Source organism: Immundisolibacter cernigliae, assembly GCF_001697225.1.
In the GTDB taxonomy this organism is placed as follows: domain Bacteria; phylum Pseudomonadota; class Gammaproteobacteria; order Immundisolibacterales; family Immundisolibacteraceae; genus Immundisolibacter; species Immundisolibacter cernigliae.
Genome location: NZ_CP014671.1, coordinates 1,256,844 through 1,281,824 on the forward strand (window position 1 = coordinate 1,256,844; position 24,981 = coordinate 1,281,824).

Genomic DNA, 24,981 nt, shown 5'->3' on the forward strand with positions numbered 1-24,981 from the left:
GGCATGAGTAATAAAGCGCTGTTCGAATACGAGGACCACTGGCCGACGGAGCTCGGCGCCGTGTCGGTGGCGGACGGCACGGTCACCTTCCGCGGTCACGACCTGCTCAATGCCTTGGAAGACCTGAGCTGGATGGACCTGCTCATGTACGGCATTACCGGGCGACGCTTCAGCCCGGCCCAGCTCGAACTGATCCAGGGCCTGTGGAAAATCTCCGTGAGCTATCCCGATCCGCGCATCTGGAACAACCGTGTGGCGGCCCTGGGCGGTAGTGTGCGTAGCACGCCAGGCCTCTCACTGGGCGCGGCCATCGCCGTCACCGATGCCACCATCTATGGCCAGCGGCCGATGATCGGCGTGTTCGATTTTCTGCAACGAGCGCGGGCAGCACGCGACAGCGGCGAACCGCTGGCAGATTTCGTTGCCCGCGAACTCAGGACTCACCGTGGCGTTCCGGGATACGGACGTCCCTTGCGCAGTGAGGATGAACGGATCGCGCCCACACTGCGCTTTGCGCGCGGCCTTGGCCTGTGCAATGGCACCTATATCGACTTGGCAATGGAAGTGGCAGACACCCTCAAGCGATATCGGATGGGGATGAACATCGCGGCGATAAATGCCGCCTTGATCGCCGATCAAGGTGTGACTGTCGCAGAATACAAGCGCATGGCAGTTCTCGCTTTCTCCGCCGGATTGATTCATTGCGAGTTCGACGCGGCCAGCCATCCCGAGGGCACCTTGTTTCCGCTGCGCTGTGATCGCATTAAATACGACGGACTACCGCATCGAGCATGGTGAAGTGAGCATTATGGCTACGGAGGGTGCGCAAACAATGCGTAATCAGTTGAACCAGATACTTAATTCACGCCTGCTTGCAGCCATTTTCGCACTATCGTCGGTATCGCAATACGCGGAAGCTCAAACCGCCGACGAGGCCGCGTTGGCCGAATTTTATGGCAGCCCCGAAATGGTCAGTATCGCCACAGGTGCCGCGCAACCGCTGCGTGAGAGCCCGGCTGTCGCGAGCGTCGTCACAGCCGCCGACATAGCCGCTATCGGAGCCACTGAACTCAACGAAGTCCTGGAGACCGTCCCCGGCTTGCACGTCGGGGTGTCCAGCGTTGGCTACAAACCGCTCTTCTCGATCCGCGGCATCCACACTCAAACCAATCCGCAAATCTTGATTCTGATCAATGGTATCCCGTTAAAAAACGTCTTCGACGGTCAACTCGGCGGTGACTGGGGTCGCATGCCGGTAACGGGTATTTCGCGGATAGAAATCATCCGTGGCCCGGGTTCGGCGCTGTACGGGGCGGATGCGTTTTCCGGGGTGATCAACATCATCACCAAGTCAGCCGACGACGTACACGGCCTCGAGCTTGGCGCGCGCGGTGGATCTTTCGACCGTAACGACCAGTATCTGCAGTGGGGCGGGAACCTTGGCGAGTTCGACGCCTATTTTTTCTTGGAACGCCACCACAGCGACGGTCCCCGCCGGCGCATTGGCGCCGATGCACAGACAACGCTCGATGCGCCGTTCGGCAGCGCCGCCTCGTTGGCGCCGGGACCGGTTTCACTGAATCTAGATAACACCGAAGCACGGGCGGACATTAGCCGCGGCTACTGGCGGCTGCGTGGAGGCTTTCAGGAAGTCAACGACGGCGGCGTCGGCGTCGGTGCATCGCAGACGTTGGACCCGGTCGGTCGCGGCGATGGCCGGCGCCTGAGCGCCGATCTGAGCTACGACAATCCCCGCTTCGCTAACTGTTCCATCCCGGATCATCATATAGTTCCGTCTCGGTCCCCGCTGCTGCTGGCGCGCGAGGTGTTCCGGGAGCTGGCAGGGGACGGGAAAGCGGTTGATCGGGAGGTGTCCGCATGCTGATTGCACTGCACAAACAAGCCCGCACCACGCCCCACGTGCGGGCGCAGATCGCGGCCAGTGATGAGCCGGTGGCGGTGCTGGCCCGCCGCTTTGGCGTCACCGAGCCGACGATCTACAAATGGAAGCGGCGCCCGGATGTCTACGACCGGCCGCACACCGCGCACCGCCTGCAAACGACGTTGACCCCCGGCCAGGAGGCGATCGTGGTCTACCTGCGCCGGGCCCTGCTGCTGCCGCTGGACGACCTGCTGGCGGTGACGCGCGAGTTCCTGTGTCCGGACGTGTCCCGCTCCGGGCTGGACCGCTGCCTGCGCCGCCACGGCGTGGGCAACCTGCGCGCCCTGCGCCCGGCGCCGGACAAAGCGGTCAGCAAGACCTTCAAGACCTACGTGCCCGGCTTTGTGCACGTCGACGTGAAGTACCTGCCGCAGATGGCCGACGAGGACCGGCGCCGGTTCCTGTTCGTGGCCATCGATCGGGCCACCCGCTGGGTTTACGTGGCCCTGAAAGCCGACAAGAGCGCGCGCTCGGCGCGCGCCTTCCTCAGTGCCCTGGCCACGGCCTGCCCGGTGCGCATCACGCGCCTGCTCACCGACAACGGCACCGAGTTCACGGACCGGCTGTTCGGGAGCCGGGCGCGGGCCCCGACCGGGACGCATGAGTTCGATCGCCTGTGCCAGGAACTGGGCATCGAGCACCGTCTGACGCCCCCGCGCCACCCGCAGACCAATGGCATGGTCGAGCGCTTCAACGGGCGCATCGCGGACCTGCTGCGCACGCACCACTTCAGGTCCAGCGAGGACCTGGAGCAGACCCTGCACCGCTATGTCACGCTCTACAACCACCACTTGCCGCAGAAGGCACTGAACGCCCAGACTCCGGCTCAAGCGCTTCAGCACTGGTACGCTTCAAAACCGGAGCTGTTTCATCGAAGGCCAAATAATCGGCCGGGACGTGACAGCTAACAACCTTGGCCTGACCGGCACCCTGAGTTACTACAACGTCGAGAATCTGACACGACTGCAACTGTTCCCGCGGGGTGCCTTCGGCGGCATGTTTCCCGACGGCGTGCTCGGCAACCCGGACGTTTACGAGCGCCATTATCGCGGCGAACTGAGCGTGCTTTATACCGGTATTGCCCGCCACCGCCTGCGCCTGGGCGGCGGTTACCGCAAGGAAGACCTGTACCGGGTGGAAGAAAGCCGCAACTACACGCTCGTGGATCTGGGGGCACCGTTCGGCACGGTGCCAGTTCCGCTTGGCGGCTTGGTCGATGTCACAGACCTCGCGGCGTTCGTTCGCGAGGAAAATCGCACGATTGCGTATGCCTTTGCCCAGGACGAATGGAACTTCCGGCGCGACTGGACCCTGACCACCGGAGTGCGGGTGGACGATTATTCCGACTTCGGCACCACCGTGAACCCGCGTCTGGCGCTAGTCTGGCAGACCAGCTACGCACTGACTACCAAGCTGCTGTATGGGCGGGCGTTTCGCGCACCGTCCTTCCAGGAGCTTTACGCCGTCAACAACCCCGCGAATCTGGGCAATTCATCTCTGAATCCCGAAACCATCAACACCTGGGAACTCGGTCTCGACTGGGACGCCGGTCGCGGTCTGCGCGCAGCGGCCAATGTCTTCTATTACAAGATGGACGACATCATCCGCTTCGCCGCGGAGGGGGAGGCACCAGCGTTACCGCGCAGAACACCGGCCGCCAGACCGGCTACGGCCTGGAAGCTGAACTCGCCTGGCAGGCCGCGCGGCGCCTGCGCTTGTCCGGCAATTACGCGTACCAGAAATCTACCGACGAGGCCGCCGACACCGACGTCGGCTTCGCGCCTACGCACCTTGCCTATCTGCGCGCCGACTGGATGTTCACCCCGCAGTGGAGTGTGTCCGGCCAGACGACCGGCGTGTTCGACCGCAAGCGCCCACCGGGCGATACCCGGTCCAAGATCGATGACTATGTCGCCTTCGACCTTACCCTGCGCGGGCAGCGGCTGTTCGGCGACGACTGGGGTATGCGATTATCTGCACGTAATTTATTCGATGCCGATGTTCGCGAGCCGAGCGCCTCCTCGCTCATCCCGAACGATCTGCCGATGGCCGGACGCAACCTGTTTCTGGAACTCAGCAAGGCATTTCACTGATCGGTCCGGTCTTCTTTGACCCTGAAACCAGGCATCCCATGCCAGCGCCTTGCCGCGACACACTCGACAAGCCCCTGTTCCTCAGGCTGGTTGTTCCTTTATTTGTTTTTGGAATTTTCTCAAGCCTGGCCTGGGATGCGGCGGCCGCAGACGTGTTGGCCGTGGTGCCGGATGTCCGCGAGCCCTATCGATCAGTGCTTTATCAGATGGTGGACGGTATCCGCAAGACGGCCAGCGTTCGCCTGCTGGAGATCCCCGGTACGCCAGGCGCCCCCCAGACGCAAGCACTTTCCGTGGCCGACGAGCGGGTCCTGATTGCACTGGGCAGTACTGCCCTGGACGCGACCAGCTCGCTGTCGACGCAGATCCCCATCGTGGTCGGGGCCATCGTGGCGCCTGCCGGCCAGCCACCGCTGCCGGGCATCAGCCTGGAATCCGACCCTGGCGCCCTGTTCGAGCAGTTGCTGCGCCTCAGGCCCGGCATTCGCACCGTGCACTGGCTGTACCGCCCTGCCCGCAGCGGGTGGTTGCTGGAACGCGCGCAAGCGGCTGCCCGCAAACTCAAACTCGAGCTGGTCGCGGTTGCCACCGACGACGCGCGAGCCGCGGCGCAGGGATATCAAGAAATCCTGAACAGTGCCGATAGCGCTACCGAAGCACTGTGGCTGAGCCAGGATCCGGCGCTGGTAAACGATGACTCGACGTTGCCGGACATTCTCAACCGGGCATGGGCAAACAACATTGTCGTTTTCTCCGGTTCGGTCCAGCATGTGGCGCACGGCGTATTGTTTGCCCTGTTTCCGGATAACGAAGCCATGGGGGCTGATTTGGCACGACTCGCACTTGCGCACGCCAGTGGCAAAACAGCGCGCTTCGAGCCAAACCGCGGCCTGCGCCGTGCCATCAACCGGCGCACGGCCGAGCATCTCGGAGTGCGGCTGGCGGCCGCTGACTATGACCTTGTGCTCCCGGCCCGCTGATCGCCAAGCCCCCTCACGACCATCGTCATGAACCGTACCAATTTCATCGCCAGGCGAGTTGCCCGGCTGCGCAGCGATACCCTGGTGATGCTGGTTTGCATCGTCGGAATCACGCTGCTGTCATTGACTGCGGCAACCGGTATTTCCGTGCTGTCGGTCAACAAGGCACGCGACGATCTGCTCAACCAGGGGCGGCTGCTGACCGAGCGCTACGCGGCGCAGGCCACGCTGGCGCTGCTCTACGGCTCCCCGGACAACGCCAGGGCAGCCACCGACAACCTGCTGCGGTTTCCAAACGTGGTCGGAGTGGCGGTGTTCAATGCAGACGGTTCGACCCTGCTGCGGCAGGGCGCGGTCGGCGCCCGGCGGGCGGCGGCAATCGAACCCTGGCGCGCCGACGAGAGCACGCGCGTGCTCGACGACAACGATTCCTACTGGCTGTTTGGGGCGCCGGTATTCGTCGGCAATGCGAGCCAGGACTTGACCGTTTTCGGCGAAGCGGTTCCGCCGCCCCAATACCAGGGCCAGGTTGCGGTTGCCGTCAGCAAGGAGGCCCTGCGGGACGTCACCCGCGACATCGTGCTGTCCACCGCGACCATGACGGTGCTCACCGCGGCCGTGCTGTTGCCGCTGCTGCTGCTGATCCTGCGCCGCATATCGAACCCCATCCAGGCGCTGGCCCGGGTCATGGCGCGCACCGAATCGGGCGAGACATCGGCCCGCGCCGAGTTGTCCGGACCGGCCGACGTGCAGCAGATGGAGCGGGCCTTCAACAGCATGATGGACCGGCTGCAGGATCGCGAGCAGGAACTGCGCAGCGCGCGCGACGCCGCCCTGAGCGCCGCGCGTGTGAAAGCTCAGTTCACCGCCAACGTGAGCCACGAGATCCGCACGCCGCTCAACGGCCTGCTCGGCATGCTGCAGTTGCTGCGGGAGTCGCCGCTGACGGCCAAGCAGTTGGAACGGCTGACCATCGCCGAGGCCTCCGGCAATACCCTGCTCACGCTGATCAACGACATCCTGGATTTTTCGCGGCTGGAATCCGGGCGCGTGGAAATCGAGCACATACCGTTCGATTTGCACGCCAAGGTGCACGAAATTTCCACCCTGTTCGAGCTGCAGACACGCAACAAGGACATCGCACTGCAAGTCGATATCGGCGCCGACGTTCCGTCGGGCGTGGTCGGTGATCCGGTTCGATTCGGCCAGGTGCTGACCAATCTGATCGGCAACGCGATCAAATTCACCCCGGCCGGCGAAGTCAGGGTCCAAATCGACACCGTCGGGCGTGGCGATGCGGACACGCGGCTGATGTTCCGGGTCACCGATACCGGCATCGGCATCGCCAGCGAGGACCTGGAACGCATCTTCCAGTCCTTCACCCAGGCCGACAGCTCGACCACCCGGCAGTTCGGCGGCTCTGGCCTTGGCCTGACCATCACCCGCCAGCTGGTCGAGCAGATGGGTGGCCAGATAGGCGTCGACAGCACGCCCGGCGTTGGCAGCAGCTTCTGGTTCTGGCTGCCGTTCGATCTGGCGCCGCAGATCGCCGAGCCAGCCGCCGAAGCGCTTTATACCCCGCCGCGGCTGCTGGCAAATCACTCGCGCGTATTGGTGGCCGAGGACAACGCAACCAACCAGCTGGTCGCCAAGGGACTGCTGGAGGCCTGTGGCTGCACGGTCGAGGTGGTCGGCGACGGCCAGGCTGCCGTTGACGCATGGGCGACCGGTGCGTACGCGATCATCTTCATGGACTGCAACATGCCGGGCGTCGACGGTCTCGAAGCCACGCGCCGCATCCGTGCCAGCGAAGCGGCCGGACAGCGGGTGCCGATCATTGCCATGACCGCCAACCTGGAGGCCGCGCTGCAGGAGCAGTGCCATGCAGCCGGCATGGATGACAGCCTGCCCAAGCCGATGCAGCTTGCCGGCGTGCAGCAAATACTGGACAAATGGACTTCCACCCGCGCGATTGCACCGCCGCCCGAGCCTGCTGCCGCCCCCGGTGACGCCCCGACCACCACGGCCGTCCTGAACACCGCCCTGCTGTCCGAACTGCACGATGCCATCGGCGACGCGCTGCCCACTGTCATTCGCACCTTCATCTCGGATTCGGCGCGCTATTTCGTGGATTTGCGCGACGCCATCGGCCAACGCGACACCGCGCGTATTCGCGATCTGGCCCATACCCTGAAGGGCAGCGCCAGCAACCTGGGCGCCGAAATGCTGGCCGATCTGGCCCAGCGCGTGGAACGCATGGCCAGTGGCAGCAACCCGGACATCGCCGGTCTGGAGCGCCTCAGCGACGACTTCGACCGCCAGCACACGGCGGCGCGGGAGGCCCTCGCGCATTGGTCCTCCGGTCAGCTGGGCAGTAAGCCGACCGAAATCCCGCAGTCGAATTTCACGGTGCTGCTGGTGGAGGACGACCACAGCACACGCCTCGCGCTGCGCGGCATTCTGGCCCTTGAAGGCTACCGCGTGATCGAGGCCGGCGACGGCGAGGAGGCCATGCAGCTGTACCCGCGCGTGCGCCCGGACCTGGTGCTGCTCGATGCCCGCCTGCCCCGTCAGGACGGTTTCACGACCTGCCGGCAAATGCTTGCGTTGCCGCAGGCGCACCGCACGCCGGTGCTGATGATCACCAGCCTGGCCGATGAGATTTCGGTGGAGCGCGCGTTTCGGGCCGGCGCCGCCGACTACATCACCAAACCGATCAATTTCGGCGTGCTGCGACGGCGCGTCACACGGCTGCTGCAGGCCGGGGCATCGGAGCGGCACGCGCACCGCCTCGCCTATCACGACGTGCTGACCGGGCTGCCGAATCGGGCCGGTTTCCGGGAACGGCTGCGTGAGCGGCTGGAGCGTGCCGACGCCGGCACCAAGCTGGCCGTGGTCGCGCTCGACCTGGACCGTTTCAAGGTCCTGAACGAGAGCCTCGGCCACGACGTGGCCGACGAGGTGTTGGTGCAACTGGCCGACCGCATCCGGCGCCAGCTGCGTGCGGATGATTTGCTCGGCCGGGTCGGCAGTGACGAGTTCGGCCTTGCATTCGAAATCGACGGCCCGGACACGGCCGTCACCGTAGCCAACAAGATTCTGGGCAGCGTCGGTCTGCCGCTGCAGGTCGCTGACCAGGAACTGGTGCTCGGCGCCAGCATCGGCATTGCGCTGTACCCGGCCGACGACAGTGGTCTGGACGGGCTGATTCGGCACGCCGAAACGGCCCTGAATCAGGCCAAGTCGGCCGGCGGCGGTCGGCACCATTTCTGGCAGACCCACATGAGTGTCGCCGTGCGGCGGCGCCTGGACATGGAAACCGACCTGCGCAAGGCCCTGGAACGGTCCGAGCTGATGCTGTTCTACCAGCCGCAGATGAACCTTGGCAGCGGCATGGTCACCGGCGTCGAGGCGCTGATCCGCTGGCAGCATCCGCAGCGCGGCCTGGTCTCGCCGGCAGACTTCATCCCGCTGGCCGAGGACACCGGCCTGATCGGTCCGATCGGCGAATGGGTGCTGCGCGAGGCCTGCCGGCAAAACCGGCTGTGGCAACAGCATGGCCTGCCACCGCTGCGGATGGCCGTGAACGTGTCAGGACACCAGCTTGCGGCGCCGGAATTCGTCGACACCGTGGCGCGCGCGCTGGAGGAAACCGACCACGCGCCGCAGCGCCTGGAGCTCGAAATCACCGAAACCACCCTGATGCGCGACCTGGAAGCCTCGGCCAAGGTTCTGAGCCGCCTGCGCAGCCTCGGGGTACGCCTGTCGATCGACGATTTCGGCACCGGTTATTCGTCGCTGGGCTACCTGAAACACCTGCCCGTACAGACGGTCAAGATCGACCGCTCGTTCGTCGCCGAATTGCCGGAGAACACCCACGACGCCGCCATCACCAACGGCATCATCGACATGGGTCACAACCTGGGCCTGGAGATCGTCGGCGAAGGCGTCGAGACTGCCGCCCAGCTGCGCTACCTGCGCGAACGCGGCTGCGACGTGATCCAGGGCTACCTGCTGCATGCCCCGACCACACCCGGCAGCATCGAAACCTGGCTGAAGAACAATCAGCGCCCCAACGTCGCCGGGCTCGGCATCGTCAAAGGGCCGCGCGGTCGCCACTGATTTGTGATGCCCGCGCCGGCGGATCGACGCCCCCTCAATACGCGACCGAGAATTCCTGCCACGGGTAGGCGTCCAGCGGCCACGGGTTGAAGAACAGCTCCACCGCCACCGAGATTTCCACCAGCGACAGGGCCAGATTCAGCAGGTTGCGCTCGCGCTGCGGCATGTCGTCCAGCGGAAAGTCGTTCAGGTACTGAATGGCCTCATCCAGGCGCGGCTTGACCGCCTTGTAGAACTGTTCCAGCTGCGCCTGGGTGCTGTGCATGCGCTGCTCGCGCCGGGCATGCTCGGTGGCCAGGCACCAGGTGGCGGCATACGGCTCCCAGTCGGCGAACTGCGCCGGCAGCATCGGCCCGGACGCCATCACGCCGCCAGCCACTGGTCGATGATGTGCATCTGGTGGCGCAGCGCGATTTCCAGTTCGCTGATCGTGATGTGCGTGAGCACGCCGGTTTCCATCATCTGCTGCGTCGCCTCCAGCGTGCTGAAGTCCTCCAGCACGGCGTCGCGCAGCAGGATCTTGGTGTGCTCCTGCGCCAGCAACCCTCCGGCGTGTTCGGCCTTGAGCTGGTAGATGTCCATGGTCCAGCGGGTGCGGTTCTCGGAAATCGGCCAGAAGTTGTAGGTGAAATACCAGCCCGGCCCGGTGTCGCAGAAGAAGTTCGGAAACACCACATTGATGTCGAACCACCAGTTCTCGTCCCGGTTCGGGTTGATGCCCGGGAACTGATCCTTGGCGGTGGCAAAGGTCGGCCCGTACTTGCCGACGATCATGCCGACCTCCGGTGGCCGGTAGTCCGGATTCGCCCAGGCCGACAGGGAACGGTGCGGCCCGTGGAAGCGCGCCGAGGTCAGCGCCGCGCTCGGGTTTGGTGCCGCCGCCGCGGACTTCGGCAGCGAGGCGCGGTGCACCATGATGGCGTGAAAGGCCTCTTGGAACGCATCCAGCACCACCTTCCAGTTGGCGCGCGGCGTTGCCTCGTAGCGGGCGATGCGCGTGCAGCGGTCGAACGGGAACGGATCGAGCTGGTCCGCCATGCCACCCAGGAACTCGCGCAAGGTCTGCGCCGGCTCGGCCTGCGGGTGGATGAACACGAAGCCGTTCCAGGTGTCCAGCGTCACCGGCTTGAGGCCGAGCTTGCAGCGGTCGGTGCCCGGCGGGAAGTATTCCTCGCCGGCCATGTACTTCAGCTCGCCATCGTTGCCGAACACCCAGCCGTGAAAGCCGCAGGTGAAGCCCCTGGCATTGCCGGCTTTCTGCTGCGCCACCTTGTTGCCGCGATGGGTGCAGATATTGTGAAACCCGCGCAACTGGCCGTCCTCGCCGCGGGTCAGAATCAGCGACCAGCCCAGCACCTCGATGTCCACCACCCGGTAGTCGCCCGGATTGGGAATGTCCTCGGCACGCGCCACCTCCAGCCAGGCGCGCTTGAACACCTTCTCGCGCTCGCGCTCGAAAAACTCGCGGCTGATGTAGGGCGCTACCGGCAGTGGACCGTCGCCCATGGCCGGCACGGCGGTCGGGTACTTGGTGATGAACGGCTGTTCGGTGGCGCCCATGTCGGATCTCCTTGGCAGGGGGCCCTGCAGCGCCGGCACGGGCTGCGGGCAGTGATCCGGATGATGGCGAGTTAACGGTCGTTTGACAAGATCGACGCGCGGCGGCGTGCCGGTTCAGTGGTCGATGAACCGCCGACTGGCGCACCTGCCGCCGCCCGCAAGCGACTGACGTAACGAAACGTCAGATTGATACGCACGCCGACCGCCCTGCGAGTCTTGGGTACGGCGTGCTGCCAATGACGCTGCGTATCGCCGGCCATGACCAGCAGGGAGCCGTGTTCCAGCGCCAGAGCCACGGTTTGCAGATCGCGACGACGGCGATGGCGCAGCACGAAGCGGCGTGTCGCACCGAGGCTGAGCGAGACGATCACCGGACGCGGACCGAGACTTGCCTCGTCGTCGCTGTGCCAGCCCATGCTGTCGGCGCCGTCACGGTACAGATTGGCCAGCATGCCGTTCAAGGGCAGGCCGAGCATCGCTTCGAGCCGCTGGCGCAGCGCGGCGAGCGGCGCTGTCCAGGGCAGGGGTTCGAGCGTCTGGCCGCTGTAGCCGTAGCGGGCATCGGCGTCGCCATACCAGGCACAAAGCCGCGGCGTCAGGCATTCGCGCCCGAACAGCTTGAGCCGGTGTTGCTGCCAGTCCAGCGAGGTGGTCAGTTGCCCCAGCAATACGCTGGCTGCGTCCGGTGCCAGGAACTGCGGCAGGTGGTAGAGCAGGCCGTCCGGCAGGGGCACGACCCGTGCCCCGGTGGCGTAGAGGGTAACGACGTCAGCGGTAGAAGACGTGGCCGCCGATGCGGGCCATTTGCGTCAGGCGCTTGGTCCAGGCCGGCCGAGTTGCGCGGGCCTGGGCGAAATACAGCGCGCCCCCGGTGGGGTCATCCACCCGTCCGGCCAGCACCTCGCGCGCCACTTCCTGCGCCGACTGCCACATGCGGGACGAGGTCGGCTGGTCGCTGCGACCGTCGCAATACCAGCCGAACTGGCAGGGCCGCTGCTCGCCGCCCTGCTGCACGACCCCGCACACGCCACCCGGAAAGCCGGCATGCTGGGCGCGGTTCAGCACCACGTGGGCGACCGCCACCTTGCCGGTCTGCGGCTCGCTGCCGGCCTCGAAATAGACGGCCAGCGCCAGGCAGCGCAGCGCGTCGGGCGGCACCTCACGCCCGGCGGCGCGGGCTGCAGGCGGTGCAAAAAGCCCGGCAACAAGTCCGCCAAACAACACGGTCGCAGCAAAAAATGTCTTGATTTTCATATTCATCCCGTTCCTCACGGGTGAAGCCCGGCTGCCTTTATAACCCGTATGGGACGCCAGGCCAAGCCCGGCAAGCCCGATCGAAGGGGTTGTCTGCGCCCGGCCGGACACCCTTGAACGGGGCGGATCCATGACCGTGGGAGGCCCGCCCCCGGGCCGAATGGCTGGGTATGGCTGGGGTGGAAGATTCGCGGCGAGGGCGCCGCCGGGTTGGCTGAAACTTGCCTGCCCTCCCCTTCCTGGCGCTTTCACGCCATCGGTCGCCAGCCCCCGCCGCGCGGCAAATCCCGAAATGGAAGGTCGCGCGGCACGTGGCTTTCCTGCGGCAGGCCGAGCAGGCGCTCGGCGATGATGGTGCGCTGGATCTCGTCGGTGCCGCCGGCGATGCGCATACACGGATTCTCCAGCAGCGCCGCCTGGAACACGCCGGCGAGCGGCGCGTCGGCGCCGTCCAGCATGGCCGCCGGTCCCATCAGCTCCAGGCCGAGATTGGTCATCTCCTGCGACAGGCGGGCGAACTCCATTTTGACGATGGAGCCTTCCGGGCCCGGGATGCCGCCCTGCGAGACGGTGGTCAGCACGCGGTAGCTCATGTGTTCGATGGCCCGTGCGCGCACGGTGAACGCCGCCAGGCGCTGGCGCACGGCGTCATCCTGCAGCGCCGGCCGGCCACCGACCTCGCAGCGTCCGGCCAGTTCGATCAGATGGCGCAACTGCGGCCCGCCGAAGGCACCCGACGAACCCCAGGCGCCGACGAAGAAGCGCTCGTACATCAGCGTGGTCAGCGCCACCCGCCAGCCGTCATCGACGGCGCCGACGCGGTCGGCGTCCGGCACGCGCAGGTCGTCGAAGCGCACATGACTGAAGTGCGAGCCGCCGTTCGGGTGGCGCACGTCGCGCACCGTGACACCCGGCGCGCGCATGTCGACCACGAAGCAGGTCAGGCCCTTGTGCTTGGGGCCATCCGGATCGGTGCGCGTGACCAGAAAGCCGACATCCGCGTAGGCACCGTCGGAGATCCAGATTTTCTCGCCACGGATGCGCCAGTGATCGCCCTCGCGCCTGGCCGCGCAGGCCAGGGCGGCGAAGTCCGAGCCCGCCCCCGGTTCGCTGAACAACTGGCACCAGGCGTACTCGCCGCGCAGCGTCGGCGGCAGCCAGCGCTGTTTCTGCTCGGCCGTGCCGTGCGCCAGCAGCGTGTAGCCGACGTGGCCCTGGCCCATCAGCAGCACCGCCGGCGGCGTCAGCACGCGCCGTTCCTCCTGATTCCAGATGATCTGCTGCATGATCGTGCCGCCACGGCCGCCGTACTCGGGCGGCCAGAACACGCCGGCCCAGCCGGCGTCGTGCTTGCGCCGTTGCCAGTCGCGGGCAGCCTGCATCTGCGCGGCATCCGGCCAGTTCTCGAACACGCCGGGCTCGACCTGGTGCGGATCGCGCAGCGGGGCGTTCGCCTCCAGCCAGGCGCGGGCCTGCCGGCGGAAAGCCGCCTCGTCGGGGCTGTCTCGAAAGTCCATCGTGGTCGGCCTCCTCAGGCTTGCGCCGGCACGGCGGCTTTGCCCAGCAATCGCTCGCGCCACAGCGCCGCGCTGCCGAGCGCCGCCTCCAGCGCACGGGCCCGGCGCAGGTGCAGATGCGCCTCGCAGGCCCAGGTGAAGCCGACCCCACCGTGCACGTGCAGGCTCTCCTGCGCCGCCAGCAGGTAGATGTCGGTGGCGCTGGCGCGGGCGAGCGCCGCCGCCTCGGCCAGAATGCCCGGCTCGCCCTCGGCCAGCGCGTAGGCGCCAAAATAGGCATTGGCACGCGCCAGTTCGATTTCGACATGCAGCGCCGCGAGCTTGTGCTTGACGGCCTGGAAGGCGCCGATCGGCTGGCCAAAGGCGTAACGCTCCCTGGCGTAGGCGACGGCCAGATCCAGGCAGCGCTGCGCGCCACCGAGCTGCTCGAAGGCGCTCAGGATGGCGGCCCGGTCGCGCCACGGCCCGGCAGGCCCAAGCGCGAGCGCCGGTTGATCCGTCAGGACGAGCTCGGCGGCGGTATGGGCCAGATCGAGCGTGGCCAGCTGACGGCGGCGCACCCCATCGCCGCGCAGGTCCACCAGCCAGGCGTTGCCGGCGGCATCGGCGCACAGCACCGCGTCCGCCAGCAGGCCGTCCACGACCGGCAGCAGCGCTCCACTGACCCGCCCGTCGAGCACCGAAACGGTCGGCGTCAACCGGCCCGGCGGCGGCAGGCACAGCGCCACGCGCAGATCGCCGGCTGCCAGAGCGCCCAGCTGCGCGGGCCGCGGGATCGCCTTCAATGCTTCGCCGGCCAGCAGGGTCGCCACCAGCGGCACCGGCGCCAGCGCCCGCCCGGCCTCGCAGGCGGCGAGCGTCAGTTCGTCCGTGCCCAGGCCGCGGCCGCCGTGCGTCGGCGTGAGCCCGAGACCCAGCCAGCGCTGATCGGCCAGCGCCTGCCACAGCTCGCCGTCGAAGGCGGCGATGCCGGCGTCGGCCCAGGCGCGCAGCCTCGGCGGCGCCGCAAAGCGCCCGAATAGGGCGGCCAGTTCCCCGGCCAGCGCAGTTTGCGCGGCCGTGTAGGCGAAATCCATGCCTGCTCCTCCTTGCTGAACGCGCCGCCCGCATCCACGCTGGCTGCCCGAGGAAGCGCCGAATAAATCCATCCTGGATTTCTCAGCGCCCGCCATCCAATGTGGGAGCGCAGCTTTGCTGCACGACCCGCCCGCGCGCAGCGCGCAGGCGGGTGATCGCCCGGCACAGCCGGGCTACGGCCGCTGATTTTGGCAGCGCGTCCCTGCGCTTGTTGTACCGGCGTCAGCTCAGCGTCGCGCCACGCCGTCCGCGCGCGCGGCCTGCTTGACTGCCTCGGCCACCGCCGGTGCAACCGCCGGGTCGAACACGCTCGGGATGATGTAGTCGGCACTGAGCGCCTCGACCGGGATGGTATCCGCGATGGCGTGCGCGGCGGCCAGTTTCATGCCTCCCGTGATGCGCCTTGCCTGGCAATCCAGGGCGCCGCGAAACAGCCCCGGGAAGCACAGCACGTTGTTGATCTGGTTCGGGTAATCGCTGCGTCCGGTGGCCATGATGGCGACCAGCGGCAGGGCGATCGCCGGATCGACCTCGGGATCCGGGTTGGACATGGCGAACACCACCGGATCGCGCGCCATGGCCTTCAGGTCATCGGCGCCGATCAGATTCGGCCCCGACAGGCCAATGAAAAAATCCGCCCCGCGCAGTACCTGATGCAGGCTGCCGGTCTCGTCATCAGGGTTGGTCACTGCCAGGTACTCGCGCTTGGCGGCATTCAGGTCCGTGCGCGCCTGCGACAGGGCGCCGCCGCGATCGCAGCCGATGATGTTGCGCACGCCAAGTTCCAGCAGCATCTGGGTGCAGGCAGTGCCGGCCGCGCCGACGCCGGCAACGACCACTTTCAGGTCCGCGGCGCGCTTGCCGATGGCCTTGAGCGCGTTCAAGAAGGCCGCCGCCAGCACCACGGCGGTGCCGTGCTGGTCGTCGTGGAACACCGGAATGTCGAGCATGTCCTGCAGGCGCTGCTCGATCTCGAAGCAGCGCGGCGCGGCGATGTCCTCCAGGTTGATGCCGCCAAAGCCGGGGGCCAGCGCCGCCACGGCGGCAATCACGGCCTCGGTGTCCTGCGTCGCCAGACAGATCGGAAACGCGTCCACGCCGCCGAATTCCTTGAACAGCTGCGCCTTGCCTTCCATGACCGGCATGGCGGCGTAGGGGCCGATGTTGCCCAGGCCCAGCACCGCCGAACCGTCGCTGACCACCGCCACCGTGTTGCGCTTGATGGTCAGGTTCCAGGCCGCGGCAGGATCGGCGGCGATGGCCAGGCACACACGCGCCACGCCGGGCGTGTAGACCATCGACAACTGGTCGCGCGTGCGCACCGGAGTCTTGCTGACGACCTCGATCTTGCCGCCCAGGTGCAGCAGGAAGGTGCGGTCCGACCAGCTTTGCACCTCGATGCCCGGCACCGTGCGCAGCGCTGCCACGACGCGCTCGGCATGCTGCTCGTCACGGGTATCGACGGTGACGTCGCGCACCGTGTGCTCGGCATCGGCGCGCACGATGTCGATGGCGCCGACGTCCCCGCCCTGGTCGCCGACGGCTTTCAGGGCCTCGGCCAGCAGGCCGGGGCGACTTTCCAGGCGCAGGCGCACGGTGATCGAATTGCTGGAACTCATGGCGGTCTCGCTTGAATGGGGCGTCAGATCATGGCCGCCGGAGCGGTGGTGGCGAGCAGCGCGGCGATGGCCTGCGGCTCGCGCAGGTTGCGGGCTTCTTCCACCACGCTGCGGCTCAGGTGCGGCGCCAGCAGCGCGATGAAGTCGTACACATAGCCGCGCAGGAAGCGACCGGGCGCAAACGCCACGTGCACCGTGCCGCGCGGCAGCAGGGTGCCAGTGTCGCGCGCCACCAGGTCGGCGTCCTGCGCCAGATCAAAGGCATCCGCCGCCATCAGGCCGATGCCGAGTCCTTCCTTCACGTAACGCTTGAGCACCGACGTATCGACAGCCGTCAGGGCCAGCTGCGGCGTGAGGCCGGCGGCCTTGAAGCACTCTTCCAGCGCCGAGTGACCGTTGAAGGCGAAGCTGTAGGTCACCAGCGGATAGGCGGCGATGTCCGCCAGGCTCAGCGACGCGATCTGCGCCAGGGGATGCCCGGCCGGGCAGAACACGGCGTAGCGCCAGCCGGCGACCGGCAGCAGCACCAGGTGTGGGTAAAGGGCGGCCTCGTCGGTGGTGATGACCAGGTCCACGTCGTCCTGACCGGCCATGTCCGCAAGTTGCTGCGGCGTGCCCTGAAACAGGTTCAGCCGCACCCGCGGGTAGCGTCTGTGGAACTCGCGAAGCACCGGCGGCAACACGAAGCCGGCCTGCGTGTGGGTGGTTGCGATGCCAAGCTCGCCGTGCTCCGGACTGGCCAGATCGCGAGTCAGGCGGCGGATGTTCTCGCTGCGGCCGAGGATTTCCTGCGCCTCCCGCAGCACCGCCCGGCCGGCCGCAGTGAGGCTGACAAACTGCTTGCCACGCCGCTGGAAAAGATCAACGCCCAGTTCCTGCTCCAGCAGGCGAATCTGCTTGCTCACCCCCGGCTGCGACGTGAACAGGCGCGCCGCCGCCGCCGAGACGTTCATGTCCCGACGCACGATCTCGACCAGATAACGCAGCTGCTGGAGTTTCACGGCCGGGCGCCTCGCGGGCTAGGCGTCGCCCACAGACGGCGGCGCGCCGCGCCATTGTCGTGCAAGCGGCAGGCCGGGCGGTCGATCCGGATTCGCAAAAATCGTTGGAGTCGAACTTGCCGGGCGGTCATCGCGCTGTAGGAGCCCGGCTTGCCGGGCGATCACCGCGCAGCAAAGCTGCGCTCCTACTCGACGGTCACCGACTTGGCGAGGTTGCGCGGCTGGTCGACATCGGTGCCGCGGATCAGCGCCACGTGGTAGGCCAGCAGTTGCAGCGGCACGGTGAACAGCACCGGCACAAGATGGTCGATGGTGTCGGTCGGCACTTCGACCAGGGCGATGTCGGTGTCGTCGAAACCGGCCCCGGCGTCGGCGAACACCAGCAGCCGTCCGCCGCGAGCGCGGACCTCTTCCATGTTGGACTTGAGTTTTTCGAGCAGCGGATCGCTGGGCGCCACCGCCACCACCGGCATGTCGGCATCCACCAGCGCCAGCGGGCCGTGCTTGAGCTCGCCGGCGGCGTAGGCCTCGGCGTGGATGTAGGAGATTTCCTTCAGCTTCAGGGCGCCTTCCAGCGCCACCGGGTAGTGCACGCCGCGGCCCAGGAACAGGGCGTGATGCTTGTCGGCAAAGTCCGGCGCCAGGGCGGCGATGGTGTCGTCGAGTGCCAGCACTGCCTGCACGGCGGCCGGCAGGCGGCGCAGTTCGTCGACCAGAGACGCCTCGGTGGCCGCGTCCAGGCGATGACGACGGCCGAGTGCCAGCACCAGCAGCATCAGCGACACCAGCTGGGTGGTGAAGGCCTTGGTGGAGGCGACGCCGATTTCCGGCCCGGCGTGAGTCATGAGTTTCAGGTCGGCCTCGCGCGTGAGCGAGCTCTCCGGCACGTTGCAGATGGCCAGCGTATGGGCGTAGCCGCGGCGGCGCGCCTCGCGCAGCGCCTCCAGCGTGTCGGCCGTCTCGCCGGACTGGGAAATGGCGACCAGCAGGGCATCGGCCGGCACGACGCTGTCGCGGTAGCGGAACTCGGACGCGATCTCCACCTGACACGGCACGCCGGCCAGGGCCTCGAACCAGTACCGCGCCACGCAGCCGGCGTGGTAGCTGGTGCCGCAGGCGACGATGCGCAGCTCGCGCACGCGATCGAAAATGGCTGCCGCCTCGGTGCCGAAGGCCGCTTCCAGCACGCGGCTTTCGCCCAGGCGCCCATCCAGCGTGTCGGCGATGGCCTGCGGCTGCTCGAAGATTTCCTTCTGCATGTAGTGGCGATACGCGCCGCGCTCGGTGGCGGCGGCGCTCAGGCTGCTGCGCCGCAGTGGCCGCTGCACCGGCTGGCCGTGCGCGTCCACGATGCGCAACAGGCCGATGCCGACCTCGGCGACGTCGCCGTCCTGCAGGAACACCATGTCCTGCGTGAACGGCACCAGGGCGGCGGCGTCCGACGCCAGATACACCGCGTCCGCCGCCACGCCGACGACCAGTGGGCTACCGCGACGCGCCGCCAGCAGGCGGTCCGGCTCGGCGCCCGACAGCACGCCGATCGCAAACGCACCGTGCAGTTCCGCGGCCGCTGCGCGCACCGCATCGAACAGATCGAGACCGGCGTCCAGATGCCGGCGAATCTGGTGGCCGATGACCTCGGTGTCGGTCTGCGAGGTGAACTCGAAGCCGGCAGCGCGCTGGGCTTCGCGCAGCGCGGCGTGGTTCTCGATGATGCCGTTGTGCACCACCGCCAGTTCGCCGCGCGAGATGTGCGGGTGGGCATTGGCCTCGCTGGGCGCGCCGTGGGTGGCCCAGCGGGTGTGGCCGATGCCGGCGTGGCTGGTGACCGGCTCGGCGGCCAGCCGGCGGGCGAGCTCCATGACCTTGCCCAGCGCCCGCACACGGTGCAGGCGACCGTCGTCCAGGCGCACGGCGATGCCGGCCGAGTCGTAGCCGCGGTACTCCAGCCGGCGGAGGCCCTCCAGCAGGTCGGGCACGATGTCGTGCCGGGCGATTCCGCAAACGATGCCGCACATGGTTCTTACTGCGCCGGTTTCTTGCGCGGCCGTTGCCAGCCGGGTATGGACTTTTGCGGCGCCCGGGTCAGGGTCAGGCCACCGGCCGGCGCCTCGCGGCTGATGACGGAACCGGCGCCGATGGTGGCGCCCGCGCCGATGCTGACCGGCGCCACCAGCGAGCTGTTGGAGCCGATGAAGGCGTCGTCGCCGATCGTGGTGCGGTGCTTGTTGGCGCCGTCGTAGTTGCAGGTGATGGTGCCGGCGCCGACGTTGACGCGGGCGCCGATGTCGGCATCGCCCAGATAACTGAGGTGGTTCGCCTTGGCCCCTGGCGCGAGGCGGCTGTTTTTCACCTCGACGAAGTTGCCGACGTGGACGTCGGCGGCCAGTTCCGTGCCCGGCCGCAGGCGGGCGTAGGGGCCGACCACGGCGCCGGGTCCGACCCGCGCGCCGTCGACCAGGCTGAACGGTTCGATGCGCGCACCGGCCTCGACGATGGCATCGCGCAGGATGCAGTGCGCGCCCACGCGCACGCCGTCGCCAAGCTCAACCCGGCCTTCCAGAATGACGTTGACGTCGATCTCGACGTCGCGGCCGACGCTGACGTCGCCGCGCACGTCGAGCCGCTCGGGATCGCGCAGCGTGACGCCTTCCTGCAGCAGGCGCCGGGCCTGCCGGCGCTGCAGTTCGCGCTCGCAGCAGGCGAGCTGGGCGCGGTCGTTGATGCCCATGATCTCGGCCTCGCCGGCGGCCGGTATGCCCACCACGGGCACGCCATCGGCCACCGCCATGGCCACAATGTCGGTCAGATACAGCTCACCCTGGGCGTTGTCGGCCGTGAGCCGGCCAAGCCAGCCGGCCAGGCGCTCGGCCGGGATCAGCAGCGTGCCGGTGTTGACCTCCTGCAGCGCCAGTTGCTCGGCGGTCGCGTCGCGCTGTTCGACGATGGCCCGCACCTCGCCATGCGCATCGCGCAGGATGCGGCCGTAACCGGTGGGGTCGTCGAGCATCGCGGTCAAGATGGCCAGCGCGTCCTGCGGCGCATGCAGCAGCGTGCGCAGTGTCGCGGCGCGCAGCAGAGGCACGTCACCGCACAGCACCAGCACGCGTCCGGCCGGCTCGATATGGGGCAGTGCCGCAGCGACGGCATCGCCGGTGCCGCGCTGGCTGGCCTGATGGCTCCAGCGGCAGTCGGCGTCGGCAAGGGCGGCTTGCAGTTGATCGCCGCCGTGGCCGTAGACCAGCACCGGGCGGGCGGCGCTGCCAGCCTCCCGCAGCACGGCATCGGACACCGCCAGCACGTGCCGGATCAGCGGCTGGCCACCGAGCGGTTGCAGAACCTTGGGCAGGGACGAGCGCATGCGCTTGCCCTGCCCGGCGGCCAGGATGACGATCTGTAGCGGCGTGCTGCTCATGGTGTTGACCTTGACGTCAGAGCACCTGGAGCGGGAAGTCTCAGCCGCCGGCGCGGCGGCGCAGGCGCTGGATGGTCTGCAGCTGTGCCATCGCTTCGGCCAGTTCGGCGCTGGCGGTGGCGTACTCGAAATCGCCCTGACGGTTCTCCATCAGTGCCTCGGCGCGCTGCTTGGCCTCCTGCGCGGCGGCCTCGTCCAGATCGTGTGCGCGCACGGCGGTGTCGGCCAGCACGGTGACCGCGCCGGGTTGCACCTCCAGGATGCCGCCGGCCACGAACACCAGCTCCTCGCTGCCGTCAGGCAGCTCGATGCGCACCGCGCCCGGCCGGATGCGAGTGATCAGCGGCGTGTGGCGCGGCAGGATGCCGAGCTCGCCCGCCTCGCCAGGCAGGGCGACGAACTTCGCCTCGCCGGAGTAGATCGAGGCCTCGGCCGACACGACGTCGACCTGGATTGTGGCGGCAGTGATTGCCATCGGACGCCTCGCTTACTGAATCTTCTTGGCCTTCTCGAAGGCCTCGTCGATGGTGCCGACCATGTAGAAGGCCTGCTCGGGCAGGTGATCGCACTCGCCGGCGACGATCATCTTGAAGCCACGGATGGTCTCCGACAGCGGCACGTACTTGCCCGGCGAGCCGGTGAACACCTCGGCCACGTGGAACGGCTGGCTCAGGAAGCGCTGGATCTTGCGCGCCCGGGACACGGCCAGCTTGTCCTCCGGCGACAGCTCGTCCATCCCTAAGATGGCGATGATGTCGCGCAGCTCCTTGTAGCGCTGCAGCGTTTGCTGCACGGCGCGGGTGGTGTTGTAGTGTTCCTCGCCGACCACGTTGGGGTCGACCTGGCGCGAGGTCGAGTCCAGCGGATCCACGGCGGGATAGATACCCAGCGACGCGATGTCACGCGACAGCACCACGGTGGCGTCCAAATGCGCGAAGGTCGTGGCCGGCGACGGATCGGTCAGGTCATCCGCCGGCACGTACACGGCCTGGATCGAGGTGATGGAGCCGACCTTGGTGGAGGTGATGCGCTCCTGCAGGCGGCCCATTTCCTCGGCCAGCGTCGGCTGGTAGCCCACGGCCGACGGCATGCGGCCCAGCAGCGCCGACACTTCGGTGCCGGCCAGGGTATAGCGGTAGATGTTGTCGACGAAGAACAACACGTCCTTGCCTTCGTCGCGGAACGATTCGGCGATGGTAAGGCCGGTCAGCGCCACGCGCAGGCGGTTGCCCGGCGGCTCGTTCATCTGGCCGTACACCATCGACACCTTGGACTCGCCCAAGTGCTCCAGATTCACGACGCCCGATTCGGCCATCTCGTGGTAGAAGTCGTTGCCCTCGCGGGTGCGCTCGCCCACGCCGGCAAACACCGACAGGCCCGAGTGCGCCTTGGCGATGTTGTTGATCAGCTCCATCATGTTGACGGTCTTGCCCACGCCGGCGCCGCCGAACAGGCCGACCTTGCCGCCCTTGGCGAACGGGCAGATCAGGTCGATGACCTTGATGCCGGTTTCCAGCAGCTCCTGCGACGGCGACAGCTCGTCGTAGGACGGCGCCTTGCGGTGAATCGGCGCCGTCTGGGCCTGGTCCACCGGGCCGCGCTCGTCGATCGGTCGCCCGAGCACGTCCATGATGCGGCCCAGGGTGGCCGCGCCCACCGGCACGGTGATCGGCTTGCCGGTGTCGGTCACGGTCATGCCGCGCCGCAGGCCGTCGGACGAGCCCAGCGCGATGGTGCGCACGATGCCATCGCCCAGCTGCTGCTGGACTTCGAGGGTCAGTTCCGAGCCTTCCATGACCAGCGCGTCATAGACCTTGGGCATCTGCCCGCGCGGGAACTCGACGTCCACCACGGCGCCGATGCACTGAACGATGTTGCCTTGCGTCATTGTCAGGTCCTTGAATTCCGTATCCGTCACACCGCGGCCGCGCCGCCGACGATTTCCGACAGCTCCTTGGTAATCGCGGCCTGCCGGGTCTTGTTGTAGATCAGCTTCAGTTCTTCGATCAGGTTGCCGGCGTTGTCGCTGGCCGCCTTCATGGCCACCATGCGCGCCGACTGCTCGGACGCCATGTTGTCCGCCACCGCCTGGAACACCAGCGCCTCGATGTAGCGCGTGAGCAGCTCGTCGATCACCACCGGGGCGCTTGGCTCGTACAGGTAATCCCAGCTGTAGGCCTGCCTCTCGGCCTCGGTCTGCGCCAGGCGCTCGGCCGACAGGGGCAGCAGTTGTTCGACCAGCGGCTCCTGCTTCATGGTGTTGATGAAGCGCGTGTAGCACACGTAGACGGCGTCCAGTTCGCCGGCCACGAAGGCGTCCAGCATCACCTTGACCGGTCCGATCAGCGTTTCGAGCTGCGGTGCATCACCCAGTTGCACGGCCTGGCTGATGATCTGCGCCCCGGCGCGGGTCATGAAACTCTGGCCCTTGCCGCCGAGAGTGGTCACGCGAATCGCCTGGCCGGCCGCCTGCACATCGCGCATGCGGATGCTCACCGAGCGCAGCAGGTTGGTGTTCATGCCGCCGCACAGGCCCTTGTCGGTACTGACCACGATGAAGCCGACCGCCTTCACCTCGCCGACTTGCCGCATGTACGGCGAACGGTACTCGGGGTTGGCGCGCGACAGGTTGGCCGTGATGTTGCGTACCTTGTCGCTGTACGGCCGGGCGGCGCGCATGCGCTCCTGCGCCTTGCGCATCTTGGACGCGGCCACCATTTCCATGGCCTTGGTGATCTTGCGCGTGTTCTCGATGCTCTTGATCTTGCCGCGGATTTCCTTGCCGACTGCCATCCGGGTGCTCCGTCAGTTCCGGTGGATCAGGCGAACGATTTCTGGAAGGCGGCGACGGCTGCCGTCAGCTCTTCCTCGGCCGCCTTGTCGAGCGCCTTGTCGGCTTCCATCTTCTGCAGCAGGGCCGCGTGGCTGGATTTGAGGTGCTGGTGCAGGCCGTGCTCGAAAGCCAGCACGCGGCTGACCTCGACACCGTCCAGGAAGCCCTTGTTCACCGCGAACAGCGTGGCCGCCATCAGCGAGATCGGCAGCGGCGAGTACTGCGCCTGCTTGAGCAGTTCCGTGACGCGCGCGCCGCGGTCGAGCTGCTTGCGCGTGGCCTCATCCAAATCGGACGCGAACTGCGCAAACGCCGCCAGTTCGCGGTACTGCGCCAGATCGGTACGGATGCCGCCGGACAGGCTCTTGATCAGCTTGGTCTGCGCCGCGCCGCCGACGCGCGACACCGAGATGCCGGCGTTGATGGCCGGCCGGATGCCGGCGTTGAACAGGCTGGTTTCCAGGAAGATCTGGCCGTCGGTGATCGAGATCACGTTGGTCGGCACGAAGGCCGACACGTCGCCGGCCTGCGTCTCGATGATCGGCAGCGCCGTCAGCGAACCGGTCTTGCCCTTGACCTCGCCGTTGGTGAATTTCTCGACGTAGTCGGCGTTCACGCGCGCGGCGCGCTCCAGCAGGCGGCTGTGCAGGTAGAACACGTCGCCCGGGTAGGCCTCGCGGCCCGGCGGGCGGCGCAGCAGCAGCGACACCTGGCGGTAGGCCACGGCCTGCTTGGACAGATCGTCGTAGATGATCAGCGCGTCCTGCCCGCGGTCGCGGAAGTACTCGCCCATGGTGCAGCCGGAGTAGGCCGACACGTACTGCATGGCCGCCGACTCGGAGGCCGAGGCGGCTACCACGATGGTGTAATCCATGGCGCCGTTGGCTTCCAGCGAGCGCACCACGTTCTTGATCGACGACGCCTTCTGGCCGATGGCGACGTACACGCAGGTCATGTTCTGACCTTTCTGGTTGATGATCGTGTCGATCGCCACCGCGGTCTTGCCGGTCTGGCGGTCGCCGATGATCAACTCGCGCTGGCCGCGGCCGATCGGCACCATCGAGTCGATGGACTTCAGACCCGTCTGCACCGGCTGGTCGACCGATTTGCGCGCGATCACGCCCGGCGCCACTTTCTCGATCACGTCGGTCATCTTGGCGTTGATCGGGCCCTTGCCGTCGATCGGCTGACCGAGCGCGTTCACCACGCGGCCGAGCAGTTCCGGGCCGACCGGCACTTCCAGGATGCGGCCGGTGCACTTGACCGTGTCGCCCTCGGTGATGTGCTCGTACTCGCCCAGGATCACCGCGCCGACCGAGTCGCGCTCCAGGTTCAGCGCCAGGCCGTAGGTGGCCTGGCCCGAGGCGGTGGCGGGGAACTCCAGCATCTCGCCGGCCATCGCGTCCGACAGGCCGTGCACGCGCACGATGCCGTCGGTAACGGACACCACGGTGCCCTGGTTCTTGATGTCGGTCGCCGCGCCAAGGCCCTCGATGCGGCTCTTGATCAGCTCGGAAATTTCAGCAGGATTCAGTTGCATTGCATGCTCCAGGGATGCCGCGTGAGCG

19 protein-coding genes and 1 pseudogene are annotated in these 24,981 nt (G+C 67.3%); 6 read left to right on the forward strand and 14 right to left on the reverse strand.

The window, feature by feature from the left end; all coding sequences use genetic code 11:
• The first annotated feature begins 3 nt into the window (after positions 1–3).
• From PG2T_RS05970 to PG2T_RS05995, 6 genes and pseudogenes are all read left to right on the forward strand, one after another.
• Positions 4–798 (forward strand): citrate synthase family protein, encoded by a 795-nt coding sequence (locus PG2T_RS05970; protein ID WP_068803439.1) that lies wholly within the window; start codon positions 4–6, stop codon positions 796–798.
• Positions 755–1,885, forward strand: a complete 1,131-nt coding sequence (locus PG2T_RS16855) for a TonB-dependent receptor plug domain-containing protein (protein ID WP_145931017.1) — start codon at positions 755–757, stop codon at positions 1,883–1,885. The genes PG2T_RS05970 and PG2T_RS16855 overlap by 44 nt, the downstream gene beginning before the upstream one ends.
• On the forward strand, positions 1,879–2,850 hold the full coding sequence (locus PG2T_RS05980) for an IS481 family transposase (protein ID WP_068803443.1): 972 nt from the start codon (positions 1,879–1,881) through the stop codon (positions 2,848–2,850). Before PG2T_RS16855 ends, PG2T_RS05980 begins: the two co-directional genes overlap by 7 nt.
• Positions 2,840–4,035, forward strand: a pseudogene (locus PG2T_RS15450) (TonB-dependent receptor plug domain-containing protein). The gene PG2T_RS05980 and the pseudogene PG2T_RS15450 overlap by 11 nt, the downstream one beginning before the upstream one ends.
• Before the next feature lie 38 nt (positions 4,036–4,073).
• On the forward strand, positions 4,074–5,015 hold the full coding sequence (locus PG2T_RS05990; protein WP_145931018.1) for an ABC transporter substrate-binding protein: 942 nt from the start codon (positions 4,074–4,076) through the stop codon (positions 5,013–5,015).
• A 27-nt stretch (positions 5,016–5,042) separates the two neighbouring features.
• Complete coding sequence (locus PG2T_RS05995; protein WP_068803449.1) at positions 5,043–9,137, forward strand: EAL domain-containing protein; 4,095 nt, start codon at positions 5,043–5,045, stop codon at positions 9,135–9,137.
• A gap of 34 nt (positions 9,138–9,171) precedes the next feature.
• On the opposite strand, the gene PG2T_RS06000 is transcribed toward PG2T_RS05995, so the two are convergent.
• From PG2T_RS06000 to atpA, 14 genes are all read right to left on the reverse strand, one after another.
• Positions 9,172–9,501 (reverse strand): hypothetical protein, encoded by a 330-nt coding sequence (locus PG2T_RS06000; RefSeq protein WP_068807850.1) that lies wholly within the window; start codon positions 9,499–9,501, stop codon positions 9,172–9,174.
• Positions 9,501–10,697 carry an aromatic ring-hydroxylating oxygenase subunit alpha gene (locus tag PG2T_RS06005; RefSeq protein WP_068803451.1) on the reverse strand — a complete coding sequence of 399 codons (1,197 nt, stop codon included), beginning with the start codon at positions 10,695–10,697 and terminating at the stop codon, positions 9,501–9,503. The genes PG2T_RS06000 and PG2T_RS06005 overlap by 1 nt, the downstream gene beginning before the upstream one ends.
• A 71-nt stretch (positions 10,698–10,768) precedes the next feature.
• Positions 10,769–11,431, reverse strand: coding sequence for an alpha-ketoglutarate-dependent dioxygenase AlkB family protein (locus PG2T_RS06010; RefSeq protein ID WP_068803453.1), 663 nt, complete (start codon positions 11,429–11,431; stop codon positions 10,769–10,771).
• A gap of 34 nt (positions 11,432–11,465) precedes the next feature.
• Positions 11,466–11,951 (reverse strand): cell wall hydrolase, encoded by a 486-nt coding sequence (locus PG2T_RS06015; protein ID WP_068803455.1) that lies wholly within the window; start codon positions 11,949–11,951, stop codon positions 11,466–11,468.
• Between the two features lie 248 nt (positions 11,952–12,199).
• Positions 12,200–13,468, reverse strand: a complete 1,269-nt coding sequence (locus PG2T_RS06020; RefSeq protein ID WP_068803457.1) for an acyl-CoA dehydrogenase family protein — start codon at positions 13,466–13,468, stop codon at positions 12,200–12,202.
• Between the two features lie 14 nt (positions 13,469–13,482).
• A complete protein-coding gene (locus tag PG2T_RS06025; protein ID WP_068803459.1) occupies positions 13,483–14,544 on the reverse strand; it encodes an acyl-CoA dehydrogenase family protein in 1,062 nt (353 codons plus the stop codon).
• 228 nt (positions 14,545–14,772) lie between these two features.
• Positions 14,773–16,164: an NAD-dependent malic enzyme gene (locus PG2T_RS06030; RefSeq protein WP_068803461.1), complete on the reverse strand. Its 1,392-nt coding sequence runs from the start codon at positions 16,162–16,164 to the stop codon at positions 14,773–14,775.
• A 23-nt stretch (positions 16,165–16,187) separates the two neighbouring features.
• The gene (locus PG2T_RS06035) at positions 16,188–17,165 is read right to left on the reverse strand and encodes a LysR substrate-binding domain-containing protein (protein WP_068803462.1); all 978 of its coding nucleotides are present in this window, start codon (positions 17,163–17,165) and stop codon (positions 16,188–16,190) included.
• A 185-nt stretch (positions 17,166–17,350) separates the two neighbouring features.
• Positions 17,351–19,183, reverse strand: a complete 1,833-nt coding sequence (glmS, locus tag PG2T_RS06040) for a glutamine--fructose-6-phosphate transaminase (isomerizing) (protein WP_068803464.1) — start codon at positions 19,181–19,183, stop codon at positions 17,351–17,353.
• A gap of 5 nt (positions 19,184–19,188) precedes the next feature.
• On the reverse strand, positions 19,189–20,580 hold the full coding sequence (gene glmU / locus PG2T_RS06045) for a bifunctional UDP-N-acetylglucosamine diphosphorylase/glucosamine-1-phosphate N-acetyltransferase GlmU (protein ID WP_068803467.1): 1,392 nt from the start codon (positions 20,578–20,580) through the stop codon (positions 19,189–19,191).
• A gap of 40 nt (positions 20,581–20,620) precedes the next feature.
• On the reverse strand, positions 20,621–21,055 hold the full coding sequence (locus PG2T_RS06050; RefSeq protein WP_068803468.1) for a F0F1 ATP synthase subunit epsilon: 435 nt from the start codon (positions 21,053–21,055) through the stop codon (positions 20,621–20,623).
• A gap of 12 nt (positions 21,056–21,067) precedes the next feature.
• Positions 21,068–22,468: a F0F1 ATP synthase subunit beta gene (atpD, locus tag PG2T_RS06055; RefSeq protein WP_068807853.1), complete on the reverse strand. Its 1,401-nt coding sequence runs from the start codon at positions 22,466–22,468 to the stop codon at positions 21,068–21,070.
• A gap of 26 nt (positions 22,469–22,494) precedes the next feature.
• Positions 22,495–23,373: a F0F1 ATP synthase subunit gamma gene (gene atpG / locus PG2T_RS06060; protein WP_068803470.1), complete on the reverse strand. Its 879-nt coding sequence runs from the start codon at positions 23,371–23,373 to the stop codon at positions 22,495–22,497.
• Positions 23,374–23,399: 26 nt separating this feature from the next.
• Positions 23,400–24,953, reverse strand: a complete 1,554-nt coding sequence (gene atpA, locus PG2T_RS06065; RefSeq protein ID WP_068803472.1) for a F0F1 ATP synthase subunit alpha — start codon at positions 24,951–24,953, stop codon at positions 23,400–23,402.
• Between the last annotated feature and the right edge of the window lie 28 nt (positions 24,954–24,981).

Excerpts from the sequence above, each read along its gene's own strand:
- PG2T_RS05970 (WP_068803439.1), top strand. The coding sequence starts at position 4 with ATGAGTAATAAAGCGCTGTTCGAATACGAGGACCACTGGCCGACGGAG.
- PG2T_RS06020 (WP_068803457.1), bottom strand. The coding sequence starts at position 13,468 with ATGGACTTTCGAGACAGCCCCGACGAGGCGGCTTTCCGCCGGCAGGCC.
- glmS (WP_068803464.1), bottom strand. The coding sequence starts at position 19,183 with ATGTGCGGCATCGTTTGCGGAATCGCCCGGCACGACATCGTGCCCGAC.
- PG2T_RS05995 (WP_068803449.1), top strand. The coding sequence starts at position 5,043 with ATGAACCGTACCAATTTCATCGCCAGGCGAGTTGCCCGGCTGCGCAGC.
- PG2T_RS06015 (WP_068803455.1), bottom strand. The coding sequence starts at position 11,951 with ATGAAAATCAAGACATTTTTTGCTGCGACCGTGTTGTTTGGCGGACTT.
- atpD (WP_068807853.1), bottom strand. The coding sequence starts at position 22,468 with ATGACGCAAGGCAACATCGTTCAGTGCATCGGCGCCGTGGTGGACGTC.
- PG2T_RS06000 (WP_068807850.1), bottom strand. The coding sequence starts at position 9,501 with ATGGCGTCCGGGCCGATGCTGCCGGCGCAGTTCGCCGACTGGGAGCCG.
- PG2T_RS05980 (WP_068803443.1), top strand. The coding sequence starts at position 1,879 with ATGCTGATTGCACTGCACAAACAAGCCCGCACCACGCCCCACGTGCGG.
- atpA (WP_068803472.1), bottom strand. The coding sequence starts at position 24,953 with ATGCAACTGAATCCTGCTGAAATTTCCGAGCTGATCAAGAGCCGCATC.
- PG2T_RS06030 (WP_068803461.1), bottom strand. The coding sequence starts at position 16,164 with ATGAGTTCCAGCAATTCGATCACCGTGCGCCTGCGCCTGGAAAGTCGC.
- atpG (WP_068803470.1), bottom strand. The coding sequence starts at position 23,373 with ATGGCAGTCGGCAAGGAAATCCGCGGCAAGATCAAGAGCATCGAGAAC.
- PG2T_RS06025 (WP_068803459.1), bottom strand. The coding sequence starts at position 14,544 with ATGGATTTCGCCTACACGGCCGCGCAAACTGCGCTGGCCGGGGAACTG.
- PG2T_RS06050 (WP_068803468.1), bottom strand. The coding sequence starts at position 21,055 with ATGGCAATCACTGCCGCCACAATCCAGGTCGACGTCGTGTCGGCCGAG.
- PG2T_RS06005 (WP_068803451.1), bottom strand. The coding sequence starts at position 10,697 with ATGGGCGCCACCGAACAGCCGTTCATCACCAAGTACCCGACCGCCGTG.
- PG2T_RS05990 (WP_145931018.1), top strand. The coding sequence starts at position 4,074 with ATGCCAGCGCCTTGCCGCGACACACTCGACAAGCCCCTGTTCCTCAGG.
- glmU (WP_068803467.1), bottom strand. The coding sequence starts at position 20,580 with ATGAGCAGCACGCCGCTACAGATCGTCATCCTGGCCGCCGGGCAGGGC.